The sequence below is a fragment of the Methylobacterium sp. CM6244 genome, assembly GCF_054817885.1.
The window spans coordinates 464675-485819 of the sequence record NZ_CM139247.1 but is presented as its reverse complement, the minus strand read 5'-3'; the positions used below and the strand labels follow the sequence as shown (position 1 = coordinate 485819).

Genomic DNA, 21145 nt, shown 5'->3' with positions numbered 1-21145 from the left:
CACGAAAGATTCCTGCCGCCATCGCGGCGGTAGCAGGCGGCTTCGTCGTGCCGCCTGCATTCCTGCGTCAGTCGATGAACCCACGGCTGGAACTTACTGCCTGCCTCTGACAGTAAACATGCAGACAAATATGGTTCAGGCTTCGCGATGATTTGCCAGCGATAAATATCGGAACTGACAATGCGATGAATCGTTCTCTCTGCAAGGCAACGCTATTCGATAGGTGTACCGAATGACTGCTAAGCCGCCACCCGTTCCACCTGCCAACCAATCCGACAAGGGGCCCGGCAGCGCGCCGGAGGCGCCCGTGTCGACGGCACCCAAGGGCTCCGCCCAGACGCAGAATCCCGACAAGATGGGCCAGGCCGGAAATTCCAAGGTCAACACGACGCATCAAGGCTATCAACAGGACCGCTGATGAGCACCTCGAAGAAAACTCCGGCTGCCGATCGTCATCATGGCGGGCCCGGTAGCAGCCACCAGGATGCCACGGAACCTCGGTCCGAACCGGATCGCGGCCCGCGCCCGGGCAGTCCCACCAACGATCCCATCTCGCATGTGTCGGGCGGCGGCGGCGAGCGCGACCGCCACCACGCGCATGACGCGGAAGGGAAGGGCGGTCACCGCTCGCATTGAGCGGCGATATCGGGCTTCGAACTCGGACACAGGAGGAGATGTTTCATGGCCAAGGCCGATCGCCATTCCATGGGGCCGGGTGCTCAGGGCAAGGGCACCGGAACGGGCGCGATGACGGATCTGCCCGAGGGAATCCTCGAAGAGAACATGGTCTTGAGTAACCGCGACAAGTCTCGGCATACCGACCAGCGCGGATTGGACAGCAAGACGGTCCAGACCGAGCAATACCAGGATCACGCGGCCAACCGCGAAATCCCCCCGGATGCCATCGAATCCGGTGTTTCCGGGAATACGAGCGGCCTGGCCAATCCGAAGACCGATCTTTCGGGCGGAGAAAGCAGCCTGAAAAGCCAGGACCGGGACTAAAACCCGTTTCGATCGTTCACCTAGCCAATGGTGCTCCGGTCTTCACGAGGCAGCGGGGGCGATCCGGCCCCCGCTGCCTCGACGCTGGGACGTCGAGCACGAGGTGGCGTCGCGTGTGCGGGCCATGAACCGCCAGTGGAGTTTTCTCATGGGCCTACGATCCGAGACGCCTCCGCCGCCCGCCGACCTCGCGGTCGAATCGCCTGCGGATTCCGATCGCCCCACCAGCGCGATGCTGAAAGCCGACATCGATTCCGGCAGGACGGGTGACAAGATCCCCCATTACGATGTCGGCCTTTCGCCGCTTGGCACCGATGACGAGGCCGCCGGGAATACGCCCTCGAAGGAACGGATCGCGATGGCGCGGGGCACGGAGGCGGCCTCGCCAAGGGTTCAGGCCACCGCCCGGGCGACGGGACGCGATTCCTGGGTCATGCCGCTCTATATCGGCCTCGTGGTGCTCGCGGCCGTGGTGATCGGCGGTTCGCTGTATCTCTTTCGGACCTGACGCGAGGGCATCGACGGAAGCTGAGGCTGGCAATCCTAAGTCGCTACGCGAGCCCGCCTACATCGCTGTGCGAGGTCGCCTATACCGCGGTGTGAGCCCGACCGCGTCGGTACAGGACCCAGCCGGCGACGAGCATCGCCGCGCCCCATAGCAGGAAGCCGACGTCCCAATAGACCCACTGCGCCCGTGGCACGGTCTCGTTGACGTGGTGAAGGCCGAGGAGATGGTGATTGATCGTCCCCTCCACGAGATTGAAGATCCCGAAGCCCATCAGGATGCCGCCCGGAAGCAGCCAGCCAGACCATCGGAGATGGTTCTGCCGCGAGTAACGCCACAGCACGAACAGCCCGGCGAGGGTGAAGAGATAGGTGCAGGCGTGAAACAGACCGTCCCAGAGCGTGTTGATCTGCAGGTTCTCGACGCTGTCCGCGGGATATCCGGCGCTGCTGAGCATGTGATGCCATTGCAGGATCTGGTGGAGCACGATTCCATCGAAGAACCCGCCGATACCGAGGCCGAAGAGAATGGCCGCCGAGAGCGGGAAGCCGGTCGGACGCGCATCGTCGCTTGTCATGGGATGTCCGGGTGATCTGGGGGAAATCAGGCGGCGAACAGGTGAAGGCTGAAGAGGCCCGCTCGGTCGAGCCAGACCCGCTCCGGCCGCCACCCGGCGCGCTCGGCAAGTGTCCGGAACGTATCGGGCGCGTATTTGTGCGAGTTGTCGGTGTGGATGCTCTCGCCGGCCCGGAACCGGATCTCCGTCCCCGCGAGTAGGTAGCGGCCCGGCTCCTGCGCCACCAGATGCGCTTCCACCCGGAAAGGATCGGGCAGGATGCGGGGTTCGTGCCGGAAGTTGTCCAGGTCGAAATCGGCGTCGAACTCCCGGTTCAGCCTTTTGAGGAGGTTGCGGTGCAGGGCCGGCATCAGCCCGTCGGCATCGCCATAGGCGCGGCGCAGGCGGTCCGCGTCCCGGTTGGGGTCGGCCCCGATGAGAAAACGGCTCGGCCCCAGGGTGGCGCGTGCCCGCCCCAGGAACAGTTCGGCCTCGGCGGGCGTGAAATTGCCGATGCTGGTGCCGGGAAAGAACCCGAGCACCGGCCCTCCCGACAGGTCGACCGGTAGCCGGACCGGTTCGGAGTAATCGGCGCAGACCGGGATCATCTCGATCTGCGGATAATCGCGAGCGAGCCGCCGGATCGCGGCGTCGAGATAATCCCCCGAAATGTCGATGGCGATGAAGCGCGCCGGCCGGTCGAGGGCGTCGAGCAGGGTGCGGATCTTGCGGCTCGCTCCGCTGCCGAATTCGACGATGGTGGCGCCGGGTCCGATCAGGGGGGCGATTTCGGCCGATACGGACGGCAACAGCGCCATCTCGGTTCGCGTGGGATAGTAATCGCCGCTGCTGCAGATGCGGTCGAACAGGTCGGAGCCGGTCTCGTCCCACAGGAGCTTGCCGGGAAGACGCTTCTGCGGCTGCGCCAGTCCCGCCAGAACCTCCCGCAGCAGGTCGGCCTGGTTCGGGGACAGGGCGGCGTCACCATCGATCATGGAAGGGCCTTCCTCGGTTCAGGCTGGGCGCGTCGCCGTCAACACCACCAGGGCGATGCGATCGGCCTCGGCATAGGCCGGGTCCTCGAGTTCCTCTCCGTAAGCATCCGGATCGAACTCGCGATACTGCGTGCGCAGCCCGTGTCGTTCACAGGTCGCCAACGCGGCGTCGCGGAAGGGATCGGCGCCATCGACGATGACGGAGCCGGTGAACAGAACGAGGCTGCCCCCCGGTGCCAGGCGTTCGGCCGCCGCCTCGACCACGGCCTGTGACAGCCCTTCGCCGAAGGCGCCCCCACCATGGCGGTAGGTGCGGCCGCTCCGGTCGATCATGAAGGGCGGGTTGGAGACGATGAGGTCGAAATCGCCCTCGACGTCGTCGAGGAGGTTGCTCCGTCTCGGCTCGATGCCGGCGACCCCGGCGGCCCGGGCATTGATCCGGCCGGCCTGCAGGGCGGCCGGATTGATGTCGACGAGGAGTACTTCGGCGCCCGCGGCGCGCTTGGCGATGGCGATCCCGGCCGCTCCCGATCCCGAGCCGATATCGACGGCCCGGTGAACCGGTTTCTCGCGTTGGGCGAGATGAGCGATGACGGCGGAGACGAAGCGCATCGTATCGGGGCCGAAGAAGACCGCGTCCGTCGAATCGGGCGGATAGGCCGAGTGCAGGAAGAGTTCGTCGTCTAGGCTCGAGAGGCGGATCGTGGCGCGCCGGAACTCACCCTCGCTGTCGACGACGCCCGCCCGTTGCAGGGCGGCGAGAACGTCCGACGGCACGGCGTCGTCCGAGAACGGGCGGCTCCAGCCGAGGACGTCGCGCAGGTGGCGGGCGCGCGCCGCGTCCGGGCGTGCATTGACGCGGGCATGGCTCGCCGGCGTCACGGTCGTGAACGTGTAGCCCGTGTCCCGCACCGTGCGGATGAGATCGACGAGGGCGTCCTCCGTTTCAGGTCCCACACTCTGCACTCCGGTCATCTCCCATGGTCTGTTTGCCGGGTTCGGCCCATCTTTTCGCGTCGGAGCCGGATCGCGCATCCGCCCGTGTCGGGTTCCTCATTCGCTGGCCGTCGGGCTCGTCGCGCGGGTGGACGCGCTGGCCCCCTCTTGGGCGGCGTAGATCTCGGTTCACCAGCGGGCGGCGTCCGAAAGGAAAGGCGATCCGTGTTCGGCCAATGTTGCGTCGATGGGGCTTGATCCAGGCTGGATATACGCGACCACAACCGGGCTTGACTGTGGTTGTTCCTGGTTATAGCGGCGTTGCATTGGTAACCTCGGTTAAAACTAACTTCGATCAAGCATTATGCAGATGTTAATCGAGGCGCCTTGCCTGATACTGGATGGGGTTCTGACGAGGCCGATGCCCCGAAGAGCGCCATCCCGGACGTATCGCGCGCCGCCGCTTCACTCACCGATGACGAGCCCGATGGGCCGATGAGGCATGATCGATGGACGCGCGGACCGGCCGACAGCTTCACGGAGAAGAGCGGCGTTTCCGGGAATTGACCCTCCGAGGCCTGGTGCTCGGAGCGGCCATCACAATCGTGTTCATGGCCGCCAACGTCTATATGGGCCTGAAGACCGGCATGACGTTCTCGTCATCGATTCCCGCCGCGATGCTGTCGATGGGCCTGCTGCGGTTGTTCGGCGAGACCTCGATTCTCGAGAACAACATCGTGCAGACGCAGGCCTCGGCCGCCGGCACGCTCTGCAACGTCATCCTGGTCCTGCCCGGCCTCGTGCTGATCGGCCATTGGCAGGGATTTCCCTTCTGGCAAACCGGAGGGGTCTGCCTCGTTGGCGGCTTGCTCGGCGTCGCCTTTTCGATCCCGCTGCGGCGGGCGCTCGTGGCCGAGGCCGGGCTGCCGTTTCCCGAAGGCGTGGCCGCCGCCGAGGTGCTGAAGGCCGGTGCCGGAACCGAGGACGGAGACGGCAGCCGGCACGGTCTGCGCGATCTGCTCCGCGCCGGAGGGGCGGCGGCTCTGATCGCAGTCGCGACGAGCGGCTTGCGCGTCCTCGGCGAGGGCCTCCACACCACCCTGCAGGCCGGTGGGGCCGTGTTCCGGCTCGGGACCGGCTTTTCCCTTGCCCTCGTCGGCGTCGGCTACCTCGTCGGCATCGGTGCCTGCCTCGCGTTGCTGACCGGCGTGATCATCGCCTGGGGTGTGGCGGTCCCGGTCCTGACGGCCCTCGGGCAGGGGGAGGGGATGGACCCGGGCGCGGCCGCCGAGGCGGTGTGGTCGGGCCGCGTCCGCCTGATCGGAGCCGGGATCATCGCGGTCGGCGGGGCCTGGACCGTGGCGACGCTGGCGCGGCCGCTCCTGGCGAGCATCCGCGCCGCCCTGACATCGGCTCGCGGCAGCCATGGGGGCCTGCGCGACCTGCCGCGCCAGGAGCGGGACATTCCGATCACCTGGGTCGGCGGAGCGGCCGTGACCCTCATGCTGCCGATGGCGCTCCTGCTCGGCCAGTTTTCGGCCGGGGCCGAACTCGGCGCGCTCTATCCCGTGCTGATCGTGGTGGCGACGCTGTTCGCCGCGGGGTTCGGCTTCCTCATGGCTGCGGCCTGCGGCTATCTCGCGGGCCTCCTCGGCTCGTCGTCGAGCCCGATCTCGGGGATCGGCATTCTCACCACCATGCTGGTGGCTCTCCTGCTGCCCCTCCTCATCGGACGGAGCGCGGGACCCGAAGGCGACCGTTTCGTCATCGGCCTGGCACTTCTGGTCGCCTCGGTCATCGTCACCATGGCGTCGATCGCCAACGACAACCTGCAGGATCTGAAGACCGGCCAACTCGTGGACGCCACGCCCTGGCGGCAGGAGGCGGTGCTGGTCGCGGGCGTCGGCGTCGGCTCCCTGGTGATCGGTCCCCTGCTGGCGCTCCTCTACAACGCTTACGGGTTCGTCGGCGCCCTGCCGCGAGACGGCATGGATGCGAGCATGGCCCTGCCGGCGCCTCAGGCGGCGCTGATGACGCAGATCGCCAGCGGCATCGTTCACGGCGAGCTGCCCTGGAACATGGTGCTGACGGGTATGGGGCTTGGCGCCGCCCTCGTCGCCGTGGAGGCGCGGCTGCGCCGAAGCGGGCGCGTGTTCCCGGCCCTCACGGTGGGAATCGGCATCTATCTTCCGCTGAACGTGGTGGTGACGATTGCGATCGGAGGCGTGATCGCGTGGCTGAGCGAGCGGTCGTTCCGGAAGCGCTTCGAGGGGGAGGGGGCCGAGCCCGCCTATGAGGCCGTGCGTCGCCGTGGAATCCTGCTCGCATCGGGCTTTCTCGTGGGCGAGAGTTTCGTCGGCGTCCTGCTCGCCGCCGCCGATACCGTCACCGGACGCAGCGCCTCCCTGACGATCGCCGGTCCCGAGTTGTCCACCGTCACCGAAACGGCGGGCCTCGCCGTGTTTCTGATCGCGATCGGGATCTTCTACGGGGTCGTATCCCGCTCTCCGCGCTGACCGGCGCGCTCTCGTCATCGGGCTCCCGTGCCGCACCGGGCCCCTTTTCGAAACCTCGCCGCCGGACTTGCGGATCGACCATTATCCGGGGCGGTGCGGCGCAGTTTTACTTGAGTGTCATGTTTTCCACTTCACCGCGCGATCAAGGCTATCATTTCAATCGCATTGTAATTCAATATGCATTCTGGCGATTTGCTTTTGTGTCGTGAGAGAATTGAAAAATGTGGAAAAGTCTTTTCCGGTAAAAGTCAGTATTATGCGATAGGCACTGATTATATGAGGCGAAAATAAGACATTCGTTAATAAATGTTTGTGTGCGATGACTGAAAAACAGCGTTCTGTCCGGTTTTATACCAACGGTTCCTGCCCAAGGAATTATAGCTCTTGAAAGATTGTCATTCTCGCCGAAGTCAATCTATAGCCGTTGATGGATTGGCAGGAGTACCTACCACATGAGCGATGATGCCCAAGAATTTCAGGCCGATTATATCGAACTCACGGCCGACCTCGTATCCGCCTACGTCTCCAACAACTCGATACCTGCAAGCGCGCTGCCTGATCTGCTAAACAACGTTCACGCCGCGATCAGTGGTCTGGCTTCCGGAGGATCGGAGGCAACCGAGACCGACAAGATCGAAAAGGCGACACCGGCGCAGATCAAGAAATCGATTTCCCCGGACGCTCTGATCAGCTTCGAAGACGGCAAGCCCTACAAGACGCTGCGCCGCCATCTGACCCTCCGTGGTCTCAGCCCCGAAGCCTACCGGGCGAAATACGGCCTGCCGCCGGATTACCCGATGACCTCCGCGAGCTACTCGGCGCAACGCTCGGAACTCGCCCGGTCGCTCGGCCTCGGGCAGCCGCGCCGGGCCCCTGCGCCCGAACCGGAGGAGACGGTCGTTCAGGACGACGCTCCGGTATCCGAGAAGCCGAAGCGGGCGGGCCGTCCGCGCAAGGCCGCGACCGCCTGAGGGACACGTTCGGCCTGAGCCGAGGCCCGGTCGAAGCCGATCCGCACGCGACAGGCCCGAGCCGGTTGCGCGATCGGCTTCGAGTGACGCCGATCCGAAGGTGAGCGCGCTCGCCTTCGGCAGGCCTTGCGCACGGGGAAAATCAAAGGCCCAGGAAAATCAAAGGCCCGGGAAGATCAGAGGCGCGGAATGCCCGTTCGGGATCATGGAGACACCTTGATCGGTGCCGGCCTGGCCTTCACCGCGGGGTTCGTGGACGCCGCCGCCTTCATCGCCCTCACCGGCCTCTTCACGGCGCATGTCACCGGCAATTTCGTGCTCATCGGTGCGGAGCTGATGTCCACATCGAGCGGCGTCATCGCCAAACTGCTGGCGCTGCCGGTTTTCATCCTGGCCGTCGCCCTGACACGACTGGTCACCCTGGTCCTGGAGCGGAGAGGGGTGGCGCCGCTTCGGCCTTTGCTGGCCCTCGAGGCTGCCGTTCTCATCGCCTTCGCGGTTGCGGGCATCGCCCTGTCGCCCCTCGGATCGCCGGACGGCATCGCGGCGATCACCGTGGGCATGCTGGGCGTCGCCGCCATGGGCATTCAGAACGGGATCGGCCGTCTCGTCATCGGTCATCTGGCGGCGACGACCGTGATGACCGTGAATGTCACGCACGCCGTGATCGATCTGACCGATCGCTTTTGCGGCGCGCGGGCCACTGCTCAGACCAATACCCGCCTGAAGCGGACGCTCTCGGCCGTGCTGGCTTTCGCCGTGGGGGCGTTGGCCGGGGCTTTCGGCGTGGCGGCCCTGTCTTTCTGGTCGATCTTCGTGCCGGCCCTCATCCTGACCGGATTGATGATGATCCCCGTGCGAAGCCCGAACGCGTGACGGGACGCGGCGGCTGCGTGGTCAGGGGCGAGGTCGACGGTCGTTTTATCCTGAAGCAGCCCCGCCGCCCCGATCTGCTCACGGGGTCGGCGGGGTGCATCGTGTCGTGTCCACACGACGGGAGCCGATACGCAACTTGGCTCGACATCAGGATGCACCGCTTCGGTTAGCAGAAGGCAAACTCCCCGTCGGGCGACTGGCCCGGATCGGGAATGCGGGATCGTCTCCTCTCGAACCCCCTCGGGTCCGGCCTTCGCGACTTTTCGCAATCCCGAATCCTCGCGGAAACAATCCAGGCGACGGCGCAAGCATGCCGTGCCTGCCCGTGGAAACCGTCTGTCCGCCACCATGCATCCCCGCGGCGTCTGAAGAGTTTGATGGAGGCACGACCGCGTGAATCGAGGGCGCTCGACGAGTCACATCTCGTGAGATCACACTGGGATCGCAGGGAAAGCCTTGGCTGTTTGAGGCCGCGGCCCTGCTGGGAAGAAAGCCGGACATGACGGCAGATCGATCGACGCCTCCGGGGGTGCCCATGGAGCAGGGAGGCGGGGCCGCGGAGCAGCTGGCCTACCGGCTTCGCCAGCAGGAACTCACCGCCGAGTTCGGGTTGTTCGCGCTCAGGACGCGATTCATCGATACGCTCCTGCAGGAGGCGACGCGGGTCTGCGCGCAGGGGCTCCGGAGCCGGTATTGCAAGATCATGGAATACTTGCCCGCCGAGCATCAATTCGTGGTGCAGGCGGGGATCGGCTGGAAGCCCGGAATCGTCGGTATCGCAAGGACGGGGGCCGATGCGGCGAGCCCATCCGGTTACGCCTTTCAGACCGGGCAACCGGTCATCTCGAACCATCTCGCGGTCGAAGAGCCTCGGCATGACGGTGATCACCGGGCTCGGTCGCCAACTCGGCGGTCAACCGGAATGGCAGGATCTGCAGCCCGGCACGCGGTTCGTGCTCGCATTTCCGTACCGGGAGGCCAATTTACGAGAGGAGGCCGAGGATCCGGACACCCTCTCTTCCTGAAGCCTCACAATCCTCAGAGATCAGGGATGAGGAGCCAAGATCTTTTGGTCGGCAAGGTCTCTTGGTCGGTATGTCCCGATCCCGCATCGCGTCATGCTGCCGATCGTCGGGTGACGGTCCGACACGCCATGCTCTGGCTGGGTCGCTGCGTGACGTCCACTCGGGTGGACGATCCTTCTTCCGGGGTCGCTCCGGTCATCAGACTTTTCTATCCCACCCGGGGCATCTCAGGTGGACCCGTGACACCCGAATGCGCAGGTCGTACCCGCAGCTAGGGCAAGGTCATCGATCGTAGAGCCGGATCCCGTGGCCAAGCCGCTATCCCCCCAGCGTGCGCGCCAGATCCCCGACCCGTTTCAGGTCGGCCACGAAGGCCGCGTAGGCGTCTTCCTTGGCTTCGTCGGGGAGGCGCAGGAGGTAGGAGGGGTGCACGGTGATGAAGCCCTCATAGGGCTTGCCGAAGGAGGCCGGGCCGCGGGCGCGGGTGATGGGGATCGCCTTGCCCGTCAGTGCCAGAACGGCGGTGGCGCCCAGGGCCACGACGAGTCTGGGGGCCACGAAATCCAGCTCCCGGTCGAGCCACCAGCGGTAATGGCTCACCTCGCCGGCGGTGGGCTTCTGGTGGATGCGGCGCTTGCCGCGCTCCTCGAACTTGAAATGCTTGACCGCATTGGTGAGGTAGGCCGCGTTCCGCTGGATGCCCGCATCCGCCATGGCGCGGGACAGGAGCTGCCCGGCCGGTCCCACGAAGGGGCGGCCCTGCCGATCCTCCTGGTCGCCCGGCTGCTCGCCGACGAAGGCGATGGCGGCATGGGCAGGGCCTTCGCCGAGGACGGCCTGGGTCGCGCCCGGCACCAGGGGCTCCGAGCGCCGGATGATGGCGTTGAGCTCCTCCAGGGAGGTGGGATCCTGGTCGGACATGGCGGCGACGGCCTTGGCGGGGTTACGCTTGGTCGGCATCTGCGGCTCCCGTTCGATCATGGCTTCCGTGCGGGCTGAGGCGGCGCGGACGAGGCCGGGGATCGCCGCTGTTTCCGGCATGTTGCGCCAATACTTCTTCGGCATCTCCGCCCGCATGGCGGCGAGGTTGGTACGGGCGGGGTTGAACGTGCTCTCATAATAATCGCGCCAGCCGGCCTCGAATCCATCCGCCTCGGGCGCATCCTCGCGTCGTCCCGGCGGGCCGAAGGTCAGGGTCTCCCCATCCCAATGGGCGGAGCCGTCCGGCGTGAGGATCGTCCAGTGCAACGACCGGAAACGCGAGACGAAGAACGTAGTTGCTGCCTCCAGGATGTGATGGTCCGGCTCGAACCAGGCGACGAAGCGCTCGACACCGTCGGCCTCAATCCGCCGGAACCGCAGGAAGGCGTGCATCTTGTGCAGGTCGCGGGCGATGGCCTTGCGCATCCGGTCGAGCCGATGGACCAGCGGGTCGCTTCCCACCTCCAGCAGGCCGCGTTCGCCGTGCGTGATGCGCCAGATCAGGGTGTAGAGCAGGGCGTAGCGCTCGGGGTCGCGGTGCGGGACGACCATGCGGATCAGGTCGGCCACCGCGCGCGGCAGGCTTAGTGGCGCATCGGAGCCGAATTCTGGCTGGGAGACCTGTCCGAACAGGCCGGGGGCCTGCCCGATGGACCAGACTACTCTATCGGGCGGGACCGATGCAGCGGCGAGCCGGCGCGCTGCGGTGCGGAACCCGTCGAGATCGGCGCCCTCGCGGAGGGTGATCGTTTGGAGTGATCCACCCGACCCTCCCCCCTCTACGGGGGAGGGTGGCCCTCGCGTGAGCGAGGGTCGGGAGAGGGGAGCGCCACGTCCGGAGAGGTCGTCCCCTCTCCCGCCTGCTCCGCAGGCACCCTCCCCCGCAGAGGGGGGAGGGTGGTGCTCACCATCGCGGTCCATCAGAACAGGCTCAGCTGCCGCGCCGGCTCGACGAGCTTGGCGCGCAGGTCCAGCCGGTCGGTACCGCCGGGGCCCGGGTGATAATCGGCGGCGATCAGGAACGGGCGGGCCCGTTTCAGGCCGGAGGTGAGACGGGCGACGTCGTCCAGGCGCAGCCGTGTATGACGGCGCGCCTTCACGATCTTGTCGACGGCACGCGCACCGAGGCCCGGCACCCGCAGCAGCATCTCGCGGTCGGCGGCGTTCACGTCCACGGGGAAACGCCCCCGGTGCTTCAGGGCCCAGGCCAGTTTCGGGTCGATGTCGAGAGAAAACATCCCGTCTTCGGCGGCATCCGCCACGTCGTCGGCGGAGAAATCGTAATACCGGATCAGCCAATCGGCTTGGTAAAGCCGGTGCTCGCGCTGAAGCGGCGGGGATTTCAGCGGCAGGATGGCGGAGCCGTCGGGGATCGGGCTGAAGGCCGAGTAATAGACCCGCTTCAGGTTGAACGAACCGTAGAGAAGGGCGCTCTTGCGGATCAGCGCCTCGTCGGTGGTGGTGTCCGCGCCGACGATGACCTGCGTCGACTGGCCGGCGGGCGAGAACCGGCGCTTCTCCGCCTTCGCCTCGGTGATCCGCGCGCCGATCTGCTTCATCGCGTTCTGGATGACCGGGCCGTTCTTCTCCGGCGCCAGCCGGTGCAGGCTGGCATCGGTGGGGAGTTCGAGGTTGATCGAGAGCCGGTCGGCATAGAGCCCCGCCTCCTCCACCAGCCACGGGCTCGCCTCCGGGATCGATTTCAGGTGGATATAGCCGCGAAAGCCGTGGTCGCGCCTAAGGGACTTGGCCACCCGCGTCAGCAATTCCATCGTGTGGTCGGGCGACTTGATGATGCCCGAGGAGAGGAACAGACCCTCGATATAGTTGCGCTTGTAGAACTCCACCGTGAGGGTCACGACCTCCTCGACGGTGAATTTGGCGCGAGCGACGTTAGAGGAGCGCCGGTTCACGCAATACGCGCAATCGAACAGGCAGTAATTGGTCAGCAGGATCTTCAGGAGCGAGATGCAGCGTCCGTCCGGCGTGTAGGCGTGGCAGATGCCGGCCCCGGTGGTCGAGCCGAGTTCGCCCTTGCCCGCCACCCGTTTGGGTGCCCCCGACGAGGAGCAGGACGCATCGTATTTCGCGGCATCGGCCAGGATGCGCAGCTTCTTGGCGAGGGTCTCGTCCATGACAGGGACATGCGCGTCGTTCGTGTTTCGTTCAAGTTTTTGTCGGGCTGGGTCGGAAATGCCGCAGGGTGCTGTCCCCTCTCCCCGCCGGGCGGGGAGAGGGCCGCATGGACCTTGTCGTCCATGCGGCGAGCGGAGGCGAAAGCCGAAGCGGGGGTGAGGGGGTGAATCCGGATGAGGCTTGTACGGCTCGGCCCCTCACCTTCGGCTGCCGCCTCGCTTCATGCCCCGACGAGGGGGCATGAAGCCCTCTCCCCGCACGCGAGGAGAGGGGAAGAACGGCTCGGCTGACGGAGATACCTCCATCACCGGTCGAGCCCGTCCTCCGCATTCACCTCCTCGTCGACGATCGTCTTCGCCAATCCGTACGAGAACCCGGCCCGCGCCATCGAGGCGAGATCCTTGTCGCGGTGGGCGGCACGGAGGTCGGGGCGGCGGAACGGGCCGAGGCGGCGGCGCTTGGCATAGGCGCGGGCCGCCACCTCTTCCGCATTGGTGCCTTCCTCCTCGCCCCGGTCGCGCTCGGTCTCCAGGGTTTCGGCGATCAGCGTCCGGTCGACCCCCTTGGCGGCGAGCTTGGCCGCGAGGCCGCGGGCGGAGGTCCCGCGCCGGCGCAGGGTCGCGGCCCGCGCGGCGGTGAACCGGGCATCGTCCACGAGGCCGGAGGAACGGGCGCGCTCCACGATGGCGGCAATGGTTTCGGCGAAGGCGGCCGGGTCTTCGTCCCGGAGCCGGCACCTCTTGGCGACCCGGCGCTCCAAGGTCTGGCGCAGCATCGCCACGGAGGCGCTGTAGCGCTCCAGATAGTGCAGGGCGACGCGCTCCAGATACGCCGCCGTGACCGGCGGCGTAGGTTTTGCCCCGCGGGGCGTAGCTTTTGCCTCACGAGAGGGCCCAGGCCGTCCCGCTGCAACGTTTCGAGCGTTCATCGGTTCATCACGCTTCGGACAGGTTTCAGGATCATGTCGCGCATCGTCTCGACCGTGAACCGGTTTCCTGTCTTACCCCGAGAGGACGCATGCATGTCATGCCGGCATTCCTCCTGAAGCGCGAGTGGCTCCTGGTCGCGCTCGGCCTCGGCTTCGCCGTCCTGGCGGCCGCCGTGGTCTACCTGTCGCGCCCGACCGTTCTCACGGTGGCGGTCGGTCCTCGCGATGGGGCCGAGGCGCAATTGCTCGAAACCTACGCCCAGGCCTTGAGCCGGGCACGGGAGGACGTGCGCCTCAACGTGCGGACCTATGACGACGTGCGCGACAGCGCCGCGGCGCTCCAGGCGGGTCGCGCCGACCTCGCCGTGGTCCGACCCGACGTGTTCCTGCCCGATAACGGCCTGACCTTGGCCCTCCTGCATGAGGAGACGCTGCTCATCGCCACGCCAGAAGCGAGCGAGATCGAGAGCTTCCCCGACCTTGCGAAGAAGCGCCTCGGCATCGTCGAGCGCCACGCCGCCGACCGGCCCTTCGTCACCAATCTCCTCGCCTTCTACGATTTCACGGCCGTGCCGGCGCCCGAACCCGGTCAGACGCTCGCCGCCAGCCATATCGCCCTCGTGCCGCTCAAGCCCGGCGAGGTCACGGCCGCTCTGCAGGCCGGCACCGTGGACGCCGTCGCCGTCATCGCGGCCCCGACCTCGAAGGCCGCGATTTCCACGGTGCGGGCGGTGGAGATGGCCTCCCACGAGAAGAAGATCACCATCGTCTCCGTGCCCGATGGCGACGCGATCGTGCAGCGCATGCCGGAACTGCAATCGGCGACGATCCCAGCGGGTACGTTCGGCGGCCGGCCCAAGCGCCCGGATGAGGACGTGAAGACGGTGGGCGCCTCCTACCGGCTGATGGCGCGGGGCGCGGTGAGCCGCTACTCGGTGGCGTCCGTGACCCAGCACCTGTTCGAATGGCGCTCGAAACTCGCGCCCAACGCCCCCATCGCCAACCTGATGAAGGCTCCGGATTTCGAGACGTCGGTGGCCGCCACCAGCGCCCGCCTGCCCAACCATCCGGGGGCGGTCGATTATTTCGAGCGTGAGCAGCAGACCCTGTTCGAACGCTACGAGGATTACGTCTACCTCCTCGCCTTCTTCGGCGGCACGATCGGCTCCGGCATCGCCTGGCTCGGCCAGCGCCTCGCCCGCCAGCGCCGCGAGCGGGTGGACGTGGTCCTCGACCGGCTGCTCGACATCCTCAGGGACATCCGCTCGGCGACCACGAGGGAGCAGCTCGACGGCCTCGTTCGCGAGACCGACGATCTCGTCACCGACGTCGTTCAGCATGCCCGCGAGCGCAATGTCGACACCCGCGCGATGAACGCCCTGATCCTGGCCATCGATGCGGTGCACGGCGCCATCGCGGATGCCCGCCGTTCCCTCGTCACCGGCGCCGAGCCCGAGCGCCGGCCCCTGCGGACGCGGTCCGCGCGTCTCCTCAGGCTGGATCGGCCGGCGGCGGAATAGCGGCGGTGACGATGTGGTTGCTCCGCTGCCGGCGGAACACGGGGAACGAGCGCTAGCGGCTGCCGTTCGTGAGCAATCTTCGTTTTAATCCATCCAATGCGTAGAATTCATCTCATTCTCTCGTGGGAGTAAACTGCCACGCTTAACAAGAGATAAGATCAGGGGTCGCCGGATATTATTTTCGAATTCTGAAACCTTCGTGGTTAGCCATCCGTACCAGCCCGACCGCAAGCCTGCGAGCCGCACACGCATCTCAGGCAGCGCGTAAGGGAGACGACGCAATGGCTACGATCAATGGCGATAACGGCGACAACGTCCTGAACGGCACCGAAGACGAAGACACCATCAATGGCCTCGGCGGCAACGATACGATCGACTCGGTCGATCGCCCCGCAAACATCTTCGCAGGTTCGATCAATCCTGTGCGTGATGTCGTTCGCGCCGGATCGGGCGACGACACGGTGACCGGCGGCAAGCTCGATCGGTTGGTCGGCGGCGAGGGCAATGATTCCCTGTCGGTGAATTTCAATTTCAACGGACCGGTCGTCGGCTCGGGAACCCCGATCAGCTTGACGCTCGATGAGAATGGCACGGGCAGGGCATCCGACGGTACCGTGATCTATGGCTTCGAGTCGGTGAACTTCAACCTGTCCGACACCGGCGACAATGTCGTCGATACCGGCAATGTCCGGGCGCAGCTGACGGGTGGAAACGGAAACGACACGCTCACCACCGGATCGGCCGACGATGTCGTCTATGGCGGCGGCGGCGACAACGTCATCTCGACGGGCGGCGGCAACGACACGATCGGTGGCGGCTCCGGGATCGACACCGTCTTCGGCGGCGACGGCGACGATACTTTCGGCGTCAGCATCGCCACCGACGGCAGTGACCAGGTGAATCTCGGCGACGGCAACGACACCGTCCGGTTCGATCGCGCCGACGGCGGTGCCGGCAACGTGCGCCTGACCTTCACCTCGGCCGAGGTGGGCAACGGCAACACCAACGATGCCGGCAGCCTGACCAACCAGGATGGCGGGCTCGCGGTCCGCGTCCAGGCGGAGGATGCCGACGGCAATCTGACGGGGCCCATCTCCCGCTACGACGATGAGGGCATCACCTTCGTCGGCGGAACGCAGGGCATCACCTTCGACGTCCGCGACCTCGTTTCGGGCACACAGCGCGGTAACACGTTCGAGGGCGTCGTGCTCGGGACCAACGGTGACGACGCGCTGACGTTCTTCCCGCCCTTCCGCGCCGGGCAGGACTTCTATTACAACGCAGGCCAGGGCAACGACACGATCACGGCCGGCACCGGTAACGACTTCCTCGTCGGCGGTGCCGGTAACGACACCATGATCGGCGGTCTCGGCAACGACAGCTACATCGTCGATTCCCTCGGCGACACGGTGGTCGAAGGCGCCGATGAAGGAACCGACACCGTTCTGTCCTCCATCACCTACACCCTGCCCGACACGATCGAAAACCTCGTCCTCACCGGGATGGGCGCCGTCGACGGCACCGGTAACGCGCTGGACAACAGCATCACCGGCAATATCGCCGACAACCGGCTGGATGGGGGAGCCGGGAACGATCGTCTCACCGGTGGCGCTGGCAACGATCTTCTCATCGGTGGCGCAGGCGGCGACGTCATGGACGGTGGCGTTGGTGATGACATGTTCCTCGTGGACGACACGGGCGATCAGGTCATCGAGCTGGCGGGCGGTGGTAACGACACGGTTCGCTCTTCTCTGAGCTATACTTTGTCCGCTGATGTCGAAAACCTCGTCCTAAAAGAGAATGGCGAGCTGAGCGGCAGCGGCAACGATCTGAACAATCGTCTCACCGGCAACGACGCAGACAACCGTTTGAGCGGCGGCGGCGGGGACGATACCCTCGTGGGTCGTGATGGCGACGATACGCTGCTGGGCGGTACCGGAGCCGATACGATGCTGGGCGGCATCGGGAACGACACGTACGTGATCGACAGCGAGGGCGATCGCGTCATCGAGGAGTCGTTCGAAGGCTTCGACACGATCCGCTCGTCTGTCAGCAAGACGATGGACGCCAATACCGAAAAGCTCGTGCTCACCGGGACCGACGATCTGACTGCCAACGGAAACGAGATCCGGAATCAGATCTTCGGCAACTCCGGCGACAACGTGATCGACGGCGACGATGGCCGTGATCTCCTCTACGGCCGTGACGGCGCCGATACCTTCGTGTTCAATGCCATCACCGACAGTGACGTCGCGGTTTCCGGACGCGACATCATCAAGGACTTCGATTTCGCCGAAGGCGATCGTATCGACCTCAGCGGGATCGATGCGGACTTCGGACAGGCAGGAGATCAGGGCTTCCAGTTCGTCGGAACGGATGCCTTCTCGGGTCAGGCAGGCGAACTGCGCACGAAGTTCGGTGGCGGCAACACCCTCATCCAGGGTGACACGAACGGAGATGGAGCGGCGGACTTCGCCGTTCTGCTGCAGGGCCAGCAGACCCTGGACAACGGATCGTTCGTGGTCTGATCCGCTCTCGATCCAGGCTACTGGATTCACCCATCCGCTTTTTCGGGCGGACCGCGTCCCTCTCCCCCTTGTGGGGAGAGGTTAGGAGTGGGGGTGGCTCCGCCAGCCTCGGCGGCAGAAGGGGCACCCAACTACACCCACCTCCAGTCTCCTCTCACAAGCTCGACGGATTTCGGGCAGGCCCGAGATCCGCCGGGGAGGAGGGCACAGCTGTGCAGCCCGCGAAATGTGTGAATGCCGTAGCTCGATCCAAGGAAGGGGCTGCTGTCGAGGCAGCCCCTTCTCATGTCCGAAGGCTACTTTGTCGGCACTGGTGCCGGCGGCTTGCCACCCGATCCGGGCGCTCGGGGCGGGTGCCCGACGATGGAGTCCCGCCACGACGACCGTGCGGCCAATACCGGGCTGGTTCTCAATAATGCGGCGGGGGCGGTTCCGGGGCGCCGGTGCCGGTGCGGGCGCCGGCCTCCTCGACCTGCTCCACGAGCTTGGCCAGATGCCGCGTCAGGGCATCGATCTGGCGCCATTGCGCGGTGATCGTCGCGTTGAGGTCGTCGATGACCACGTCCTGCTCGGTCAGCCGCATCTCCAGGGCGTCGATGCGGGCGGAGAGCGTGTCGTCGTCGGTCATGGCTGGCCCCGCCTCATCGCAATGTCTCGGGATCGTGGTCGGGCCGCTCGACGAGGCCGGGTCCGAGCGCGATGCGGTGGTCGAAGACGAAGCAGTCGCCGCGCCAGCGGCTCTCGGCCTCCGGGATCGTCTCGAGATAGCGCAGGATGCCGCCCTCGAGATGGTGGACGGTGCAGAACCCCTTCGCGCGCATATAGGCCCCGGCCTTCTCGCAGCGGATGCCGCCGGTGCAGAACATCGCCACCGCCGGATGCTCGGCAGGGTCGAGGCCGTCGACATAGGCCCGGAAATCCGAGAACCGCGACAGATGCGGGTCGGTGGCGCCTTCGAACGTGCCGAGATTGACCTCGAAGGCGTTGCGGGTGTCGAGGAGGAGGAGGCCCGGCGTATCGAGCAGCGCGTTCCACGCCTCGGGCGGCACGGGAATCCCGGCCTCGCCCGCATCGGTGGCGCCGTCGTCGAAGGTCACGATCTCCCGCTTCACCCGCACCTTGAGATGAGCGAAAGGCGCGGCCTCCGCGCGCGAAAGCTTTACGTCCAGATCCCTCAGGCGCTCGCCGAAGAGCGGGCCGTCGCGTAGCTCCGACAGGAGCGTGGCCATGCCGGCCGCGCTTCCCGCGATGGTGCCGTTGATCCCCTCGCGCGCCAGGAGGAGCGTGCCGAGGATGCCGAGTTCCACGCAGCGCCTCTCCAACGCGTCACGCAGGTTTGCGGCGTCGGGCAGGGGAACGAAGCGGTAGAGGGCGGCGACGGTGTAGGGCATCGGCGGCAGGGTCTATCAGGCGTGGTCGTCAGGGGGAACCGCTCGGCGCGGCGCTCTCGATCCGGCGCAGGATGAAGGTGGTGCCGACTTCCGGCTCGCGCCGCCAATGGTTCTCCCCCGCCGGCACCAGCCCCACCACATGGCCGCGCCGTGCCACCAGGGTGAGCCGGCCGGGAGCCGCCAGCCACGCGGCCGGATCGAAGGTCGTCAGCCCGCTATCGCGGCAGCCCTCGAGCAGGCGGACCGTGGCGGTCCCGCCTCCCTCCGCGGGTTTCAGTTCGAGGCGGCAGACGTCCTGCTCGCGGTAGCGGTCGAGGGCGTAGATGCCGGCCGTCGGCCGCGGGCCGGCAGGCGTCGCTGCGCTCGTCTGCGCCCCAATATTCTGGCCGCCTGCCGCAGTCGGATCGTCCCGCTCGAGCTTGTACCCGGAGCCGCCATCCGGCGCCGGCGCGGGAGGCGGCGACATCGCCACGATCTGGAGAGGAACGAGGCTGTAGACCTCGCCTCCCTCGGTCTTGGCCATGAGGCTGCGCCGGTCGTCCCGCGCATTGAAGATCAGGACCGGCCGGACGTTCTTGTCCACGAGGCGGACGACGCCGTCCACGAACAGCCAAGCGGCGACCTCGTTCAGGATCGGCAGGGCACGGCGGCACCCGGCGGGAAACGATAGGCGCCGCCCGCTCTCGAAGCTCTGCGACGCGAGGGTCATGACGCAGCGCCGCGTGCTGCCGTCCCGCGACAGGTCCCAGGTGCCGGGAACGCCTTCGATGGTGGGCGGCAGGGTCTCCACGAAGCCGGTTGGTGGGCTCACCGCGGCGGGCGTCTCCGAGGGGCCGGAGGCGGCGGGGGGCTCCGCCGGTGTCGGGGCGGGCGTCACGGCCGGGGGCGCGGTCGGCGTCGAGGGCGCGGTCGGTGTCGAGGGCGCCTGGGGAGCGCCCTGAACCATCCCCTGGCCCCCATTCTGGGTCATAGTCTGGGCCTGCGCCGGACCGGCCAGGGCCGCTGCCGTCAACAGACCGGCGAGGGAGCGCGCGAGACGGATCATCGGGCCGCTCCGGTGCGGGGCGCGTTCGCCGGCGTTTCCGGCACCGGCGTCAGCGGGCCCTTGCCGGAGAACCAGGAGAGCAGGTTGTCGACCACGAGCCGGCCCATGACCTCCCGGGTCTGGACGGAGCCGGAGCCCACATGCGGCAGCAGGACCACCCGTTCCAGGCCGAGGAAGGCCTCCGGCACCTCGGGCTCGGCGGCGAAGACATCGAGCCCCGCGCCGTGGATCGCGCCCGATCGCAGGGCCTCGATCAGCGCCGGCTCGTCGATGAGGCTGCCGCGGGCGACGTTGACGACGATCCCGTCGGGGCCGAGGGCTCCCAGGATCTCGGCATTGACGATCCCGTTCGTCTCCGGGCCGCCGGGCGCCACGATCATGAGGACATCCACGGCCCGCGCCATCTCCAGCAGGGTCGGGTGGAAGGCATAGGCCACGTCGTCCTGCCGGCGGCGGCCGTGATAGGAGAGGGCCACGCCGAACCCTTCGAGGCGGCGCGCGATGGCCCGCCCGATCCGGCCGAGGCCGAGGATGCCCACATGCCGGCCGCGCAGGGTCGCGGTGAGGGGGTAGGTCCGCGTCGGCCAGTGCCCGGCGCGCAGGTAGCGGTCCGCCTGCGGGATCTCGCGCACGGTCGCCAGGAGCAGCCCGAGGGCGAGGTCGGCCACCTCGTCGGAGAGCACGTCGGGCGTGTTCGTGACCACCACACCCCGCTCCGCCGCGGCGCCGACATCGATCGTATCGTAGCCGACGCCGAAACTCGCCACGATCTCGAGTTGGGGCAGTTTCTCGATGAGGGTGCGGTCGACGGGGGCCTGCGCCCCGGTCGCCATGGCACGGATGCGCGGTCCGATCTCGCGATAGAACGCGTCGGGATCGGGCGCGGTGTCGGCGCGGTGGAGGGTGAAGGCGCCAGCCAGCGCCTCCATCACGCTCGGCTGCATCGGCTTCAGGAGCAACAGGTCGGCAGGCTGCATGTCGCGCTCGTCATCCGTCCCCGGAACCGGCCATGGAAGGAGAGGCCATGAGAGGATACGGCTGTAATCCGCCGTCCGGGCAGGGTCCAGCCGTCGCGGCGGGTCCGCATCGGCCAAGGTCGCCATGCGGCGCGCGGGCGGCAGTCATGACCGCGATGCGCCGTGTGCGCCGGCCTACTTCCAAGCGGGCCTTTCGAACATTACTAAAGAGGGCGAGAGTCACATATCCGCCCGTGATCCGATCAACGACGAAAACC

20 protein-coding genes are annotated in these 21145 nt (G+C 66.8%); 10 read left to right on the top strand and 10 right to left on the bottom strand.

Annotation, left to right across the window (positions count from 1 at the left end):
* Window positions 1–232: 232 nt before the first annotated feature.
* The 4 genes from ACYQML_RS02265 to ACYQML_RS02250 all read left to right on the top strand — a co-directional run bounded on the left by ACYQML_RS02265 (window position 233) and on the right by ACYQML_RS02250 (window position 1510).
* Window positions 233–418, top strand: a complete 186-nt coding sequence (locus ACYQML_RS02265) for a hypothetical protein (RefSeq protein WP_246748098.1) — start codon at window positions 233–235, stop codon at window positions 416–418.
* Window positions 418–636 (top strand): hypothetical protein, encoded by a 219-nt coding sequence (locus ACYQML_RS02260; RefSeq protein ID WP_056422031.1) that lies wholly within the window; start codon window positions 418–420, stop codon window positions 634–636. Before ACYQML_RS02265 ends, ACYQML_RS02260 begins: the two co-directional genes overlap by 1 nt.
* A 45-nt stretch (window positions 637–681) precedes the next feature.
* Window positions 682–1002: a hypothetical protein gene (locus tag ACYQML_RS02255; RefSeq protein ID WP_056422029.1), complete on the top strand. Its 321-nt coding sequence runs from the start codon at window positions 682–684 to the stop codon at window positions 1000–1002.
* Window positions 1003–1150: 148 nt separating this feature from the next.
* On the top strand, window positions 1151–1510 hold the full coding sequence (locus ACYQML_RS02250; protein WP_461222175.1) for a hypothetical protein: 360 nt from the start codon (window positions 1151–1153) through the stop codon (window positions 1508–1510).
* Between the two features lie 79 nt (window positions 1511–1589).
* Here the strand turns inward: ACYQML_RS02250 and ACYQML_RS02245 are convergent, their stop codons facing one another.
* From ACYQML_RS02245 to ACYQML_RS02235, 3 genes are read right to left on the bottom strand one after another with little or no spacing between them, the layout of a single operon-like run.
* Window positions 1590–2084, bottom strand: a complete 495-nt coding sequence (locus tag ACYQML_RS02245) for a DUF2243 domain-containing protein (RefSeq protein ID WP_461234566.1) — start codon at window positions 2082–2084, stop codon at window positions 1590–1592.
* A gap of 26 nt (window positions 2085–2110) precedes the next feature.
* A complete protein-coding gene (egtD, locus tag ACYQML_RS02240) occupies window positions 2111–3058 on the bottom strand; it encodes an L-histidine N(alpha)-methyltransferase (protein ID WP_461234565.1) in 948 nt (315 codons plus the stop codon).
* Window positions 3059–3076: 18 nt separating this feature from the next.
* Window positions 3077–4033, bottom strand: a complete 957-nt coding sequence (locus ACYQML_RS02235) for a methyltransferase (RefSeq protein ID WP_461234564.1) — start codon at window positions 4031–4033, stop codon at window positions 3077–3079.
* Between the two features lie 470 nt (window positions 4034–4503).
* On the opposite strand from ACYQML_RS02235, the gene ACYQML_RS02230 reads away from it, so the two are divergent.
* The 4 genes from ACYQML_RS02230 (at window position 4504) to ACYQML_RS02215 (ending at window position 9382) form a co-directional block, all read left to right on the top strand.
* On the top strand, window positions 4504–6510 hold the full coding sequence (locus ACYQML_RS02230) for an OPT family oligopeptide transporter (protein ID WP_461234563.1): 2007 nt from the start codon (window positions 4504–4506) through the stop codon (window positions 6508–6510).
* Window positions 6511–6962: 452 nt separating this feature from the next.
* On the top strand, window positions 6963–7481 hold the full coding sequence (locus tag ACYQML_RS02225) for a Ros/MucR family transcriptional regulator (RefSeq protein ID WP_461234562.1): 519 nt from the start codon (window positions 6963–6965) through the stop codon (window positions 7479–7481).
* Window positions 7482–7670: 189 nt separating this feature from the next.
* Window positions 7671–8357 (top strand): YoaK family protein, encoded by a 687-nt coding sequence (locus ACYQML_RS02220; protein ID WP_461234561.1) that lies wholly within the window; start codon window positions 7671–7673, stop codon window positions 8355–8357.
* An 875-nt stretch (window positions 8358–9232) separates the two neighbouring features.
* On the top strand, window positions 9233–9382 hold the full coding sequence (locus ACYQML_RS02215; protein WP_461234560.1) for a hypothetical protein: 150 nt from the start codon (window positions 9233–9235) through the stop codon (window positions 9380–9382).
* A 318-nt stretch (window positions 9383–9700) separates the two neighbouring features.
* Here ACYQML_RS02215 and ACYQML_RS02210 read toward each other — a convergent pair whose 3' ends face one another.
* From ACYQML_RS02210 to ACYQML_RS02200, 3 genes are all read right to left on the bottom strand, one after another.
* On the bottom strand, window positions 9701–11284 hold the full coding sequence (locus tag ACYQML_RS02210; protein WP_461234559.1) for a UdgX family uracil-DNA binding protein: 1584 nt from the start codon (window positions 11282–11284) through the stop codon (window positions 9701–9703).
* On the bottom strand, window positions 11284–12498 hold the full coding sequence (locus tag ACYQML_RS02205) for a putative DNA modification/repair radical SAM protein (RefSeq protein ID WP_056422010.1): 1215 nt from the start codon (window positions 12496–12498) through the stop codon (window positions 11284–11286). Before ACYQML_RS02205 ends, ACYQML_RS02210 begins: the two co-directional genes overlap by 1 nt.
* Before the next feature lie 305 nt (window positions 12499–12803).
* Complete coding sequence (locus tag ACYQML_RS02200; RefSeq protein WP_461234558.1) at window positions 12804–13427, bottom strand: RecX family transcriptional regulator; 624 nt, start codon at window positions 13425–13427, stop codon at window positions 12804–12806.
* A gap of 89 nt (window positions 13428–13516) precedes the next feature.
* On the opposite strand from ACYQML_RS02200, the gene ACYQML_RS02195 reads away from it, so the two are divergent.
* Complete coding sequence (locus tag ACYQML_RS02195) at window positions 13517–14947, top strand: TAXI family TRAP transporter solute-binding subunit (RefSeq protein WP_056422006.1); 1431 nt, start codon at window positions 13517–13519, stop codon at window positions 14945–14947.
* A gap of 281 nt (window positions 14948–15228) precedes the next feature.
* Window positions 15229–17475: a beta strand repeat-containing protein gene (locus tag ACYQML_RS02190; RefSeq protein ID WP_461234557.1), complete on the top strand. Its 2247-nt coding sequence runs from the start codon at window positions 15229–15231 to the stop codon at window positions 17473–17475.
* A 409-nt stretch (window positions 17476–17884) separates the two neighbouring features.
* Here ACYQML_RS02190 and ACYQML_RS02185 read toward each other — a convergent pair whose 3' ends face one another.
* Genes ACYQML_RS02185 through ACYQML_RS02170 form a run of 4 tightly spaced genes read right to left on the bottom strand, consistent with a single transcriptional unit; the run spans window position 17885 to window position 20888 of the window.
* Window positions 17885–18103: a SlyX family protein gene (locus tag ACYQML_RS02185; RefSeq protein ID WP_018045441.1), complete on the bottom strand. Its 219-nt coding sequence runs from the start codon at window positions 18101–18103 to the stop codon at window positions 17885–17887.
* Window positions 18104–18116: 13 nt separating this feature from the next.
* Complete coding sequence (gene trhO / locus ACYQML_RS02180) at window positions 18117–18866, bottom strand: oxygen-dependent tRNA uridine(34) hydroxylase TrhO (RefSeq protein ID WP_461234556.1); 750 nt, start codon at window positions 18864–18866, stop codon at window positions 18117–18119.
* A 28-nt stretch (window positions 18867–18894) separates the two neighbouring features.
* On the bottom strand, window positions 18895–19911 hold the full coding sequence (locus ACYQML_RS02175; protein WP_461234555.1) for an AprI/Inh family metalloprotease inhibitor: 1017 nt from the start codon (window positions 19909–19911) through the stop codon (window positions 18895–18897).
* Window positions 19908–20888, bottom strand: coding sequence for a 2-hydroxyacid dehydrogenase (locus ACYQML_RS02170; RefSeq protein WP_461235641.1), 981 nt, complete (start codon window positions 20886–20888; stop codon window positions 19908–19910). Before ACYQML_RS02170 ends, ACYQML_RS02175 begins: the two co-directional genes overlap by 4 nt.
* Window positions 20889–21145 lie beyond the last annotated feature (257 nt).